General features: G+C 75.2%; 7 protein-coding genes (1 of these 7 cut by a window edge). 3 read left to right on the plus strand and 4 right to left on the minus strand.

The genetic code is table 11. The features are described 5' to 3' along the window. Positions 1-1,140, plus strand: partial view of an MFS transporter gene (locus MQV74_RS20160; RefSeq protein ID WP_242728918.1) — the 3' portion only. The gene continues 126 nt to the left of window position 1, outside the view; 1,140 of the gene's 1,266 nt are visible here — the last part of the coding sequence; its start codon lies beyond the left edge, outside the window; its stop codon occupies positions 1,138-1,140. A gap of 71 nt (positions 1,141-1,211) precedes the next feature. Here the strand turns inward: MQV74_RS20160 and MQV74_RS20165 are convergent, their stop codons facing one another. Continuing rightward, complete coding sequence (locus MQV74_RS20165; protein WP_242719641.1) at positions 1,212-2,888, minus strand: ATP-binding SpoIIE family protein phosphatase; 1,677 nt, start codon at positions 2,886-2,888, stop codon at positions 1,212-1,214. Positions 2,889-3,126: 238 nt separating this feature from the next. Next, positions 3,127-4,482 carry an NAD(P)/FAD-dependent oxidoreductase gene (locus MQV74_RS20170; protein WP_242719643.1) on the minus strand — a complete coding sequence of 452 codons (1,356 nt, stop codon included), beginning with the start codon at positions 4,480-4,482 and terminating at the stop codon, positions 3,127-3,129. A gap of 374 nt (positions 4,483-4,856) precedes the next feature. Here MQV74_RS20170 and MQV74_RS20175 point away from each other — a divergent pair, with 374 nt between their 5' ends. Both MQV74_RS20175 and MQV74_RS20180 read left to right on the plus strand, forming a co-directional pair. Further along, positions 4,857-5,657, plus strand: coding sequence for a TetR/AcrR family transcriptional regulator (locus MQV74_RS20175; protein WP_242719645.1), 801 nt, complete (start codon positions 4,857-4,859; stop codon positions 5,655-5,657). Positions 5,658-5,868: 211 nt separating this feature from the next. After that, positions 5,869-7,869: a sigma-70 family RNA polymerase sigma factor gene (locus MQV74_RS20180; protein ID WP_242719647.1), complete on the plus strand. Its 2,001-nt coding sequence runs from the start codon at positions 5,869-5,871 to the stop codon at positions 7,867-7,869. Between the two features lie 4 nt (positions 7,870-7,873). Here the strand turns inward: MQV74_RS20180 and MQV74_RS20185 are convergent, their stop codons facing one another. Both MQV74_RS20185 and MQV74_RS20190 read right to left on the minus strand, forming a co-directional pair. Beyond that, a complete protein-coding gene (locus MQV74_RS20185; protein WP_242719649.1) occupies positions 7,874-11,197 on the minus strand; it encodes an ATP-binding protein in 3,324 nt (1,107 codons plus the stop codon). 178 nt (positions 11,198-11,375) lie between these two features. Next, the gene (locus tag MQV74_RS20190) at positions 11,376-13,487 is read right to left on the minus strand and encodes an asparagine synthase-related protein (protein ID WP_242719651.1); all 2,112 of its coding nucleotides are present in this window, start codon (positions 13,485-13,487) and stop codon (positions 11,376-11,378) included. Positions 13,488-13,521: the final 34 nt, after the last annotated feature.

Consider the following 13,521-nt stretch of genomic DNA (forward strand, 5'->3'; position numbering starts at 1 on the left):
CTCGTGCTCGCCGCCTTCGCGGTGGCCGCGCTCATCGTGCTGCCGTTCTCCGGCCGGGCCATCGACCGGCGCGGACCGCTGCCCGTCCTCATCGCCGCCCTGCTCACCGCCGCCGTCGGCGCCCTGAGCCTGGGCCTGGCGGCCAGTGCCCCCCTCGTCCTGCTCTCGGCGGGCGCGCTCGGCGCGGGCCAGGCCGTCATGCAGCCCGCGCTCGCGACGATGATCGTCGAGTGCTCCACGCCCGACACCCGCACGCGCGCGTTCGCCACTCAGTTCTTCCTGCAGAACCTGGGCCTCGGCGTCGGCGGCCTGATCGGCGGCCAGCTCGTCAAGCACGAGCGGCCCAGCGACTTCACACTGCTCTTCGCCATCGAGACCGTGATCTTCCTGGTGCTCGTCGGCGTCATGCTGACCACGCGCCTGCCCCGCTCGCCCCGGATCGCGGACGCCGCGCCGCAGGCCCGGGGCAGCATGAAGGACGTCTTCCGCAACCCCGTGATGCTCCAGCTGTGCGTCCTGGGCTTCGTGCTGTTCTTCGCCTGCTACGGCCAGTTCGAGTCCGGCCTGTCCGCGTACGGCGTGGAGGCCGCCGGGATCTCGCCGTCGACCCTCGGCATCGCGCTCGCCGCCAACACCGGCGCGATCGTCGTTGCCCAGTTCGCCGTCCTGCGGTTCGTCGAGCGCCGCAGGCGCTCGCAGGTGATCGCGGCCGTGGGCCTCATCTGGGCCGTCGCGTGGATCGCCGCGGGCTACGCGGGCCTCGGCCACGGCAGCCAGGCCATGGCCACCGCCGCCTTCATCTCGACGTACGCGCTCTTCGGGATCGGCGAGACCATGCTCGCGCCGACCGTGGCGCCGCTGGTCGCCGATCTGGCGCCGGAGTCGATGGTCGGCCGGTACAACTCGGCCTTCGCCCTGGTCAAGCAGCTGGCCCTGGCGGTCGGCCCGGCCGTGGGCGGGCCCATGGGCGCCACGCTGCACGCTCCGTACGTCGTGACGTTCCTGCTCTTCTCGCTGGGCATCACGGTGCTCGCGCTGCGGCTCGGCAAGCACCTCACGCCGGCGCAGAACCACCCGTACGCCCAGAAGAGCAGGGTCGTCGCCCAGAGCGCCCCGGAGGCCGTGACCGCCCACTCCTGAGGGGCCGGTCGGGCACGTCGTCGGCTACGCGCGCGTGGGCGATGCCCACGCGCGCGTCGTCGTATCAGGGCCTACGCGCGCGGGAGCGCGAACTCGCACCACACGGCCTTGCCGCCGCCGGGCGTCCGGCGCGAGCCCCAGTTCGAGGCGATCGTGGCGACGATCGCGATGCCGCGGCCCGCCTCGTCCGCGGGCTCGGCGCGGCGGCGCCTGGGCAGGTGGTCGTCGCCGTCGGTGACCTCGATGATCAGCCGGCGGTCGGTGCGGCGCAGCCGCAGGCGCATCGGCGGGGTGCCGTGCTGCAGGGAGTTCGCGACGAGCTCGCTGGTGGCCAGGACGCCCAGGTCGAGCAGTTCCGGCGGGAACCGCCAGCTGGCGAGGACGCCGGTGGCGAAGGCACGCGCGCGTGGGGCCGCCTCCACGCCGCCGAGCAGCTCCAGGGCCGCGTTGCGGAACAGCTCCGCGTCGGCGCCGGTGCGGGCGGGCTGCTGGAGGACGAGGACCGCGACGTCGTCGTCGTGGTCGGCGGTGACCCCCAGGGCCCGGATCAGGCGGTCGCAGACCACCTGGGGCGTGCCGGTGGCGCCGCCCAGGGCCCGCTCCAGGGACGCGACGCCCTCGTCGATGTCCTCGCTGCGGCGCTCCACGAGGCCGTCCGTGTACAGCACGGCGGTGGATCCCGGGCCGAGCGGCACGGAGCCGGAGGCGTGCAGCCAGCCGCCGGTGCCCAGCGGCGGGCCCGTGGGCTCGTCCGCGCGGTGGATCGTGCCGTTCTCGTCGCGGACGAGGATCGGCAGGTGGCCCGCCGAGGCGTACGACAGGCTGCCCTCGTTCGGGTCGTGGACGGCGTACACGCACGTGGCGATCTGGCTGGCGTCGATCTCCGCGGCGAGGCCGTCGAGGAGCTGCAGGACCTCGTGCGGCGGCAGGTCGAGGCGGGCGTAGGCGCGCACGGCCGTGCGGAGCTGGCCCATGACGGCCGCCGCGCGCACCCCGCGCCCCATGACGTCGCCGATGACCAGGGCGGTGCGGCCGCCGCCGAGCGTGATCACGTCGTACCAGTCGCCGCCGACCGCGGCCTCGGTGCCGCCCGGCTGGTACGTGGCGGCGATGCGCAGGTCGTCGGGCTGCTCCAACTCCTGGGGCAGCAGCGAGCGTTGCAGCGTGACGGCGGTCTCGCGCTGGCTGCGCTCGCTGGCGCGCAGGCGCTCGGCGGCGTCGGCGTGGTCGGTGACGTCGGCGGCGAAGACCAGCACCCCGCCGTCCTGGGCATCCGTGACGGGCCCGCCCAGGGGCAGCGACACGGGGGTGCACGTGAACGTGTACGAACGGCCGCCGGGCACCTTGCGGGACTTGACCGTGCGCGGCTTGGAGCTGCGCAGCACCTGGTCCAGGAGCGGCAGGAGCCCGACCTCCTCCAGCTCGGGCAGCGCCTCGCGCGCGGGGGCACCGGTGGGGCGGGGGCCGAACGCCGTGGCGTACGCGTCGTTGACGTACGCGATGCGGTGGTCGGGGCCGTGCACGAGGGCCACGAGGGCCGGGATGCTGTCGAGGACCTCGCGGGCGGGGAGCCCGTCGACGCCCCCGGGAGCGTCGACGCCTTCGGTGGGATGCTCCGCGACGCGCTCGGCGCGGGCCGCGGGGACGGAGCTCTCGCCTCGCTGTGCCGGGGAGCCGCCGGTCTCGGCGCGCGCCGCGGCGCGGCGCTGTGTTCCGGGGAGCCGGGCGCTCCAGCGCGTGAAGTTCACTGCGGTAGGCCTCGTGGTGTCGCTTCTGGATCGGGCGGGGGTGTACGGCCGGGCGTTCGGCCGGTGGCGGTGCGGCGTGCGGCGCCGCCTCCCGGGAAGACACAGCATGGCGTGGAGCGGACCCTTGCTTCTCAGGTGCCCTCTTGCGGGCCCGCTCATGGTCACACGTCCAGTCTGGCCGACCGGACTGACATCCGTCAGACGCCGGTCCTGCTCGGGCAGTTCCGGCCGGAGGTCATCAGGACTCCTTCGGGCGCTCGCCCCCGGCCGCGAGTTCGAACTCCGCGCGCGGGTGTTCCAGTGAGCCCAGGGAGACGATCTCGCGTTTGAACAGGCCGGACAGCGTCCATTCGGCGAGCACGCGGGACTTGCGGTTGACGGTGGGCACCCGGCTGAGGTGGTAGACGCGGTGCATGAACCAGGCAGGGTAGCCCTTCAGCTTGCGTCCGTAGACGTGGGCGACGCCCTTGTGCAGTCCCAGGGAGGCCACGGAGCCGACGTACTTGTGCCGGTACTCCTGGAGGGGCTGTTCGCGCAGTGATGCGGCGATGTTGTCGCCGAGGACCTTGGCCTGGCGCACGGCGTGCTGGGCGTTGGGCGCGCACTCGGTGCCCGGCTGCTCGGCGGTGACGTCGGGGACGGCGGCCGCGTCGCCCGCGGCCCACGCGTGCGGGGCGCCGTCGACGGACAGCTCGGCGGTGCACTTCAGGCGGCCGCGTTCGGTCAGCGGCAGGTCCGTGGCGGCGAGCAGCGGATGCGGTTTGACGCCCGCGGTCCACACGACCGTACGGGTGGGGAAGCGGGCGCCGTCGCTGAGGACGGCGACGCGGTCCTCGCAGGAATCGAGCCGGGTCTCCAGGCGTACGTCGATGTTGCGCCGGCGCAGCTCGCGGACCGTGTACTTGCCCATCTCCTCGCCGACCTCGGGCAGGATGCGCCCGGAGGCCTCGACGAGGATCCACTTCATGTCCTCGGCCTTGACGTTGTGGTAGTACCGGGCGGCGTAGCGGGCCATGTCCTCCAGCTCGCCGAGCGCCTCCACGCCCGCGTAGCCGCCGCCCACGAAGACGAACGTCAGGGCGGCGTCGCGGACGGCGGGGTCGCGCGTCGAGGAGGCGATGTCCATCTGCTCAATGACGTGGTTGCGCAGTCCGATGGCCTCTTCGACGGTCTTGAAGCCGATGCCGTAGTCGGCGAGGCCGGGCACGGGCAGGGTGCGCGAGATGGAGCCGGGGGCGAGCACGAGCTCGTCGTACGTGAGGGCGAGGGGGCCCGTGCCCTCCTCGCGGGTGGCGAGCGTCGTGAAGGACGCGGTGCGCTTGGCGTGGTCGACCGACGTGACCTCGCCGACGACCACGCGGCACCGGTCGAGGACGCGGCGCAGCGGGACGACGACGTGGCGCGGGGAGATCGAGCCGGCCGCGGCTTCGGGCAGGAACGGCTGGTACGTCATATACGGATCGGGCGAGATCACGACGATCTCCGTCTCGCCCCGCCGCAGCTCCTGCTTGAGTTTCCGCTGGAGGTGCAGCGCGGTGTACATCCCGACGTAGCCACCGCCGACAACGAGAATGCGCACAGGTTCCGTCACCATCCCATGACGCACCCGCACTTCGCGTTTGTCCACAGGCTCAGCAATTTGTATGACTGGAAGCCTTGGTTGGCGGCAGCCGCTCCACTTGGCAGACCGGGTGGAATGTGCGCAGGTCAGAGGGTGGTGGCAGGGTGGTGGCGCGGGGTGCAATCGGGTGGGAAACGGTGCGTACTCCGATCGGGGGGCACCCCGTGCGGAACCCACCCCTTCTGAATTGACTCTGGCTCAACTATGTTCGTGTGACGTCGGGGTGTCGGGGGATGCGCTCGTCGAGTCCGGTTTGCCGGATTCGTGCGCAGCTCGCTCCTCACACGCCGGTCATCACATGGCGGGGAGTGTCTCCGGGGGGAGACGTCATTACCGGGGGAACACATATGCACATTCAGGACTCTCACTGGACTTCCGCGACAGCGTCGGCACCCGCCGTCGCCTCGGGCGGAAACGGACGGGAAGTGGGGGACGTAGCGCGTACGACGCCGCTGCGCGTGGACGCGCAGCGGAATCTCGAGCACGTCCTGCGCGCGGCGCGCGAAGTCTTCGGCGAGCTGGGGTACGGCGCGCCGATGGAGGACGTGGCACGGCGGGCCCGCGTCGGCGTGGGCACGGTCTACCGCCGCTTCCCGAGCAAGGACGTACTGGTGCGACGGATAGCCGAGGAGGAGACCTCCCGGCTGACCGAGCAGGCCCGCGCGGCACTCGGCCAGGAGGACGAACCGTGGTCGGCGCTCTCGCGCTTCCTGCGGACGTCCGTGGCCTCGGGCGCGGGGCGGCTCCTTCCGCCCCAGGTGCTGCGCGTGAGCGTGGACGAGGGCGAGGGAACCGACGGCGCGGCCGCGGTGGACGGGACCAGGGTGGCGGACGCCGCCGAGGTCCGCGTGCCGCAGCAGCGCCAGGTGCCTCCGGCGCTCTCGCCGGAGCTGCGGCTGGTGGAGCAGCGGCCCGCTCCGGCCCGGGAGAGCGACGACGCGGGTGCCGCGGCGCTGCTCGACGTGGTCGGGCGGCTCGTGGATCGGGCGCGGGCGGCGGGTGAGCTGCGCGCGGACGTGACCGTGTCCGACGTGCTGCTCGTGATAGCGACGGCGGCGCCTTCGCTGCCGGACGCGGCGCAGCAGGCCGCGGCCTCGTCCCGGCTCCTCGACATCCTCCTCGAGGGGCTGCGGTCGCGGCCTTCGTAAACACCCGTTCGGGCCTCCACGGTCCCGGAATGCTCAACTCCACGGATACGCACAGGAGTTGAGCATTCCCCGAATGGGTGAACGGTAGCGCTCGGTTGCGGTAACTCGCCCCGGACGGGTGGTTGCTTGTCGTCCCTATTCGACGGGGCGCGGCCGTGTGGCACTCTTTCCCGGTGTCCGGGTCTGAGTGTGCATGCGGGGGCTGTCCGCGATGAGTGTTGACGGGCGGGACGAGCCCAGCTCCACCGGTGGCGAGTCGGGCGGACTGCCCTCCCGGCAGGTGCCGAGCCAGGGCGGCCCCGGCGGTGGCGGCGGGAGCACGAGCGGTTCCGCGTCCGGCGCCGCCGCCGGTTCCGGTGTGCCAGGCCCCGACCCGAGCGTGCCACCCCAGCGCGGCAGCGGCTCGCCCGGCGCACCCGGCACGGAGGCCGGGACGCCCGGCGCTCGTGGCGGTGACGCTTCGCCACCCCCCGACGCCGATCTGATCGCCCGGATGCGGGCGGGCGAGGACTCCGCGTACGAGGAGCTGTACCGCAGGCACGCCGACGCGGTGCGCCGCTATGCCCGCACCTGCTGCCGCGACGCGCACACCGCGGACGACCTCACGGCCGAGGTGTTCGCGCGGATGCTCCAGGCCGTGCGGTCCGGTTCCGGGCCCGAGCACGCGGTGCGCGCCTATCTGCTGACCACGGTGCGGCGCGTCGCCGCCGGGTGGACGAAGTCGGCGAAGCGGGAGCAGCTCGTCGACGACTTCGCGGTCTTCGCCGCGCAGGCGGCCCGGGGCTCCGAGGTGTCCGACGACGAAACGTTGGACCTGGGCGCGGACGTGCGGGCCATGCACGAGGCCGAGCAGTCGCTCGCCATGCAGGCCTTCCGCAGCCTGCCCGAGCGCTGGCAGGCCGTGCTGTGGCACACGGAGGTCGAGGACGAGTCGCCGAGCGACGTCGCCACGCTCTTCGGCCTGGACGCCAACGGCACGCGCGTGCTCGCGAGCCGCGCCCGCGAAGGCCTCAAACAGGCCTATCTCCAGGCCCATGTGAGCGCCACGCTCACCGAGAGCGAGGAGTGCGCGCGCTACGCCGACCGGCTCGGTGCCTACGCCCGCGGCGGCCTGCGCACCCGCGCCGAGCGGGGCCTGCGCAAGCACCTGGAGGAGTGCGCCAACTGCCGTCTCGCCGCCGGCCAGATCAAGGAAGTCGCCAGCGGCATCCCCGCCGTCGTGCCGGTGGCCGTCATCGGCTGGTTCGGTGCCGCCGGATACGCCAAGGTGGCCGCCCTCATCGGGGGCGGCGTCGCGGGCGCGGGCGCGGCGGGTGCCGCGGGCGCGGCCGCGGGCAGCGCCTCGGGCGGCGCCGGAGCGGCCGGGGGCGGCGCGGCCGCCGAGGGCCTCGGCACCCCGGCGAAGGTCGGCATCGTGGCGGGTGTCGTCGCGGCCGGGGTGGCCGTGGCGGTCGCGCTCGCCGGGGGCCCGGAGAAGAAGGATCCGCCGGAGGCGAAGCCGCAGCCGACCTCCGCCCAGCCGCCGGTGATCCCGCGCAATCCGCCGCCCTCGAAGCCGCTGCCGAAGCCGGAGCCGCCGCCCCCGTCGCGACCGAAGCCCGCGCCGCCCGTGAAGGCCGAGCCCAAGCCGAAGCCGCCGCCGAAGCCCGCTCCCAAGCCGACGCCGAAGCCGCCACCGCCGAAACCCAAGCCGAAGCCGCCCCCGCCGCCGAAGCCCCGGCCGACGCCGCCCAGGCCCACGCCCACGCCGACCCCCACGCCGACACCGCCCCCCGCACCGGTCGTCTACCAGTGGAACGAGCTGGAGTACGGCCTCACCGGCGACGGCACCAAGCCCGAGATGCGGCTCGGCGAGAGCAGCTGGGTGTGGCAGCGCTGGGGCATGTCCATCGGGGACAAGCGGTACGGCCACGGCGTGACCGTGCACGGCTCCTCCTCCGTGACCATCGACCTCAACCGCACGTGCACCTCGTACGAGGCGCTCGTCGGCGTCGACGACATGACGATGCCCCTCGGCCAGGTGCGGTTCTCCGTGTACGCCGACGGGGTGCGCCTGTGGCAGTCGCAGCTGGTCAAGGGCGGTGATCCGGCCGTGCCCGTACGGGTCGGTCTGACCGGCCGCAAGACGATCCGTCTGGTCGTCGAGCCGCATACGCACTTCGACTCGGTGGCCCTCGCGGACTGGGCGCAGTCCCGCCTCCGCTGCACCTGAGCGCTCAGCGCGGCGGGGCCAGCTCCGCCAGGACCTCGTCGACGGTCAGCGCGGCGCCCGCCGCCCGCTCCCGCTCGTAGGCCCCCGGCCCCAGGGCCTGGCCGGCCTCGGTCTCGACGCGCTCGGCGAGGGCCCGCTCCGGCACGGAGCGCTCGTGGCCGCCCCGCCAGCGCGTGGCCCGGGCGAGCAGCCGGGCCGCGCGGGCGTGGTCGTGAAGGCGCAGGAACAGCGCGGCGCCCACGTCCACCAGACTGGCCGTGACCGGCTCCGAGCAGTGGTGGTGCAAGGCGTCGCGCAGCACGTCGGCGAGCACGGCGAGCCCGGCCCCGGGGCCCGACTCGGCGGCGGTGACCCGGGCCTCCACATTGCCGAGGCCCGCCCCGAACTGCGGCGGCAGCGTGCCGCGCTCGCCCTCCTTGCGGGCCGCCTCGCACAGGGCGCGCGCCCGCACCACGTCACCTTCGTCGATGGCCAGGGAGGCACGCATCAGACAGACGAACGCGCGGGCGTCCGGGACCCCGAACCGGTCGGCCTCTGCGCTCGCCTCGTCCAGGCCCTTCGCGGCCAGCTCGCGGTCGCCCTCGCGGTAGGCGATCTCGGCGAGGCGGGCGAGCAGGAACGTGGTCTCGGCGTGCGCCCCCACCTCGTACGCGAGGTGCAGCGCCTCCTCGTACTCCCGGCGCGCGTCCGCGTGGTGGCCGCGGGACATCGCCGCCTCCCCCGCCGCGCTGCTGACCTGCGCGCGCAGCCAGCGGTCGCCCACGCGTCCGCTCAGCGTGCGCAGCTCCCTCAGGTCCTCGTCGACCCCGGCGAGGAGGCCGGGCCGGTCGATGACGGTGTGCACCCGGAACATCAGGGTGACCGCGATCTCCCAGTCGCCGCCGAAGCGCCGGCAGTTGGCGACCGCCGTGTCCAGGGACGGCACCACGTTGTGCGGCTCGTCGAGGAAGTACATCGTGAACGGCCAGAGCAGCCCCGGGAAGAGGCCGCTCGCGGGCACGGGCCGGGCCAGCGTGTCCCGGACGCGGCGGATGTACCGCCGGGCTTCGTCGTCGGCGAGCACGTCCGCGGGCCCCGCCTCCACCGTCAGGAACAGGTGCAGCATCCGCAGGGCCATCCGGGGCCAGTGCCTCGGGTGGCCCTCGTCGGCGAGGTCGGCGTCGAGCCCGGCGGCGCCGGGGGCCAGCGGGGAGGCGGCGAGGGGCGACGGCCCGGCCGCGGCCTCCGGGGGCTCGGGCCGCACGATGCAGCCAAGGACGCGGCCGACCCAGTCCGAACCCTCCGTCTGGTAGTTGCGCAGCCACCAGAACCAGCCCATGCCGAGGGCGAGGGCGAGGGCCCGCTCCTCGTCCCGGTGCTCGACGGCGCGGTGCAGGGCCGCGCGGATGTTGTCGAGCTCGGACTCCAGGCGGCGGATCCACGGCAGTTGCCCGGCGGAGCGCAGCAGCGGCTCGGCGCGCTCCACGAGGGCGCGCACGTACGCGCCGTGGCGGTCCTCGGCGGCGGCGCGGGCAGCGGGGGTCTCGGCGGCGCGCTCGGTCGCGTACTCGTGGATGGTCTCCAGCATGCGGTAGCGCATGTCGGGGTCCTCGGGTCCGGCGCCGGGGGTCGCGACGACGAGGGACTTGTCGACGAGGGCGCCGATGAGGTCGGCGGCGGGGCCGGTGCACACGGCCTCGGCGGCCTCCAGGTCCCAGCCGCCCGCGAAGACGGAGACCTCGCGCAGGACCGTGCGCTCGGCCTCGTCCAGGAGGTCCCAGGACCAGTCGACGACCGCCCGCAGGGTCTGCTGGCGGGGCAGGACCGTGCGGGAGCCGCTGGTGAGCAGGCGGAAGCGGTCGTCGAGGCGGTCGGCGATCTGCCGGGGTGTGAGCAGCCGAAGGCGGGCGGCGGCCAGCTCGATGGCCAGGGGCAGGCCGTCGAGGCGGCGGCAGATCTCGTCGACGGCGGCGGCGTCCGCGGTGGCGTCGAAGCCGGGGCGCACGGCGGCGGCACGCTCGGCGAACAGGCGGTGCGCCGGGTCGGGCGGCAGCGGCTCCACGGGGCGCACGGCCTCGCCCGGCACGCCCAGCGGTTCGCGGCTGGTCGCGACGATGGTGAGGTCCGGGCAGCGGGTGAGGAGGGTCTCGGCGAGTTCGGCGGCGGCGCCGATGACGTGTTCGCAGTTGTCAAGGAGCAGGAGCAGGCTGCGCGGGGCGCAGTACTCGACGAGCAGGGCGACGGGGTCGTCCTGCGGAGCGGTCAGCTCGCTCGTGATCAGCACGGTCTCGCGCAGGTCGAGCGCGCTGACGACCGCGCCGGGGACCGCCTCCGGCCGGTCGAGCGGGGCGAGCTCGGCCAGCCATGCGCTGGGATGCCCGGCGGCGGCTTCCTCGGCGAGGCGGGTCTTGCCGGAGCCGCCCGGTCCGGTCAGCGTGACCAGTCGGGCCCTCCGCATGTCCGAACGGATGGCGGCGAGTTCGGGTTCCCGGCCGACGAAAGAGGTCAGACGGGGGCGGATGTTCCCCTTCCGCTCACGGCGTGGGGCCCGTGCCCGTACGCCCTGGTCGTCCCTCCCGGCATCCGCCCGCGAGGCACGGCCCCCTTCCGGAGCACCGCCCTCCGGCGGCACCGGCTCCGCCAGCAACTCCGCGTGCAGCGCCCGCAGTTCCCGGCCCGGGTCGGCGCCGAGCCCGTCCGCGAGGGTGCGGCGCGAGTGTTCGTACGCGGCGAGCGCGTCCGCGCCCCGGCCCGCGTCGCGCAGCGCCCGGATCAGCAGGGCGTGCAGGGTCTCGTCGTAGGGCTGAGTGGCGGTCAACTCCCGTAGTTCCGGTACGAGGTCCGCGGCCCGGCCGAGCAGCAGGTCCGCCTCGACCCGCGCGCGGGCGGCCTCCGCGCGCCGGGCCTCCGGGCGGGTGGCGGCCGTGCGGTCGGGCAGGTCGGCGAGCGCGGGGCCGTGCCACAGGGCGAGGGCCTCGCGCAGGGTGCGGGCGGCCGCCTCGGGCTCGCCCCGGTCCAGGGCTGCGGTGCCCTCGCGGGCCAGGCGTTCGAAGCGGTGGAGGTCGACGTCGTCGGGGGCGGCGGCGAGGCGGTAGCCGCCGGGCTCCGAGGCGATGGCGTCCTTGCCCAGAGCTCTGCGGAGGCGGCCCACGAGGGCCTGGAGCGCGGCCGGGGCGTCCGCGGGCGGGGCGTCCGCCCAGATGTCGTCGATGAGGGTGTCGACGGGCGCGGTGCGGCCCGCGCGGGCGGCCAGGGCCGCGAGGAGGGCGCGCAGGCGGGGGCCGCCCACCGGGACGGGGGCTCCCGCGTCGTCGTACGCCTCGGTGGCGCCCAGGACTCGATACCGCACGGGGTCATTCTGGCTCGTCGGGGGCGGGGGCGCTGCGAGGTTTTCGTGGGGCCCTGCCGGGGGGCTCCCCAAGCCCGCCCCTTCCCGAAACCGGAGCTGCCGCCCCTGGACCCCGCCTGATCGCGCTCCGTGCTTGTCCTCGGACGCCGGACGGGCTGAAACACCCCGCCCTGCATGCTCAGTGCGGCAGCGAGTGCGGTGTCCTGGCAGCCCCCAGGGTGCCCTGCTGGGGGACCACCGTCCCCGTAGGGACGGCACGTTGACGTGCCGGTGTGCCGGTCCAGCAGGTGCCGCGCCGGGACAGCAGCCGCCGCAGCCACACCTCCGTGGCGACCAGGTCGGCGAGGCCGTCGAGCGGTACCCGTTCGCCCTCGGCCGCCGCACGCAGCGCCTTGCGGACGACGCGGGCCTCGACGAGGCCCGCCTGCGCGAGCAGGGGCGTGTCGAAGAGGGCGAGCAGGCCGTCCACCGCCGTGCGCAGGCCGGTGCGGGCCGCGGCCGCGTTCGAGGCGTGGGACGGCGCGCCCCAGCCGGGCGGGAGTTCGCTGACGCCCGCGCCTTCGAGGACCGTGCGCAGGATCTGGGCGCGCGCCCCGGGACGTACCCGTACGGACTCCGGGAGGGCCCGGCAGGCGCGGACGACCTGGTTGTCCAGGAAGGGCGCGTGCAGGCGCTGGAAGCGGACCTCCGCGGCCTGCTCCAGGACGCGCAGGTCGGCCGCGTGCCGGAAGAGGGCGGCCCGCGCGCGGAACTCGCCGGGGCGCTGTCCGGGCCCGGGCCCGGGGCGGGTCGTCGTCTCCTGAAGGCGAACCGATACTTCTGCGAGGGCCTCACCGGTGAGCCAGCGCGCGGCGGGACCCGGTCTGGCCCACGCGAGGGCGGCGAGCGAGGCGCCCACGGCGCCGCCCGGCTCCTCGAAGCTGCGGTGCAGGAGGCGGTCGGCGAGGGTCTCGACGCCCGCGCGGTGTGCCGTGCGGGCGAGGCGGCGCGCGGCGCCGTACACGCGCGCGGGGACCAGGACGGAGCCCTCGGCCTTGGCGAGGGCGGTCACCGGCCGCACCAGGTGGCGTCGCTTGCGGTCCATCAGGAGGTCGGCCAGGCGCGCCGGGTGGGCGTCGAGGACCTGCCGGGCGCCGTAGCCGGTGAAGTGGTCCGCGCTGCCCGAGGCGAGGCGGGCGCGGTGGCGCTGGGCGGCGACGAGGACGCCGCTGGGCTCGTCGGTCAGCGGTCCTTCCAGGTCGGCGTACGGGAGGCTCTCCTCGCCCCCGGCGACGACGACGTGGTGCAGCCGGGGGTTGGCGGCGATGGTGCCCGCGCGCTCCAGCTCGGCCTCGCGGCCGCCCGTGGCGAGGTCGTTGAAGGTGACGGCGAGGAGCCGCTCGCCCGCGCCGGTGCCGTGGCCGAGGACCGTGCCGGGCATCCCGGGCAGGCCCGCCGCGAGCAGGGCGAGGGTGCCGGAGGCGGGGCCGCCGGAGAGGTCGGCGCCGATGCCGGGCACCGGCATGCCGCGGGCCGCGCGCCGCTCGGCGGGGCCCATGCCGGGGACGGGGCCGGGGTCGATGTCGGTGCCGGGGACGTGCCGCGGGGCCCGCAGCCGCGCGCGTACGGCTTCGACGAGGGCGTCCCGGACGCCCTCCACCGCGCTGGCCTCGTCGGTCGGCGGAGCCGCGACGGCGAGGGACGCGACGGGTTCGTACCCGGCGACCTCGCGCGCGCCCGCGCGGAGGATCAGCGCATGCCCCGGGGGCACGCGCCGCACGCCCTGGTACGGCGTCGAGTCGTGCAGCGCCTCCGGGACGTCGGGGGCGGCGAGCAGCGCCGCGAGGTGGCCGATGTCCAGGTGGGCCTCGATGAGGTCGGCCAGCGGCAGGGCGGCCGTCGCGTACGCCGTGCCGCCCGCCCACGGGGTGTGGAACACGGGCCGGGCGCCCGCCAGGTCGCCCGCGACCATCACGCGGCGGCCGACCTGGACGACCGCGGTGTAGCTGCCGGGCCAGGCGGTCAGGTGCCGCAGCGCGCCGCCGCGGGCGGCGAACAGGCTGGCCCGCAGCTCCTCGTCGCTCGCCCCGCAGATGCCGAGCACGGCGATGCGGGTCTCGTCGTCGGCCTTGACGGTGCGCACCTCGTCGGGGCGCCAGTCACCGACCGCCCACAGGGGGTCGGGGTCGCCCCAGAGGAGCTGGGAGCCCACGGGGTGGACGGTCTCGCCGTCGTCCCCGGAGGCGCCCGCCGTGCCGAGGGCGGCCGAGGGCCTCGCGGTGGTACTGCTCCACCCCACCAACCACCGCATCGCCGCCTCCACAGCCTGTGGACAAACCAGTGAC

This window comes from Streptomyces sp. AN091965, assembly GCF_022698285.1.
Taxonomy (GTDB): Bacteria; Actinomycetota; Actinomycetes; order Streptomycetales; family Streptomycetaceae; genus Streptomyces.

Excerpts from the sequence above, each read along its gene's own strand:
- MQV74_RS20190 (WP_242719651.1), bottom strand. The coding sequence starts at position 13,487 with ATGCGGTGGTTGGTGGGGTGGAGCAGTACCACCGCGAGGCCCTCGGCC.
- MQV74_RS20180 (WP_242719647.1), top strand. The coding sequence starts at position 5,869 with ATGAGTGTTGACGGGCGGGACGAGCCCAGCTCCACCGGTGGCGAGTCG.
- MQV74_RS20170 (WP_242719643.1), bottom strand. The coding sequence starts at position 4,482 with ATGGTGACGGAACCTGTGCGCATTCTCGTTGTCGGCGGTGGCTACGTC.
- MQV74_RS20175 (WP_242719645.1), top strand. The coding sequence starts at position 4,857 with ATGCACATTCAGGACTCTCACTGGACTTCCGCGACAGCGTCGGCACCC.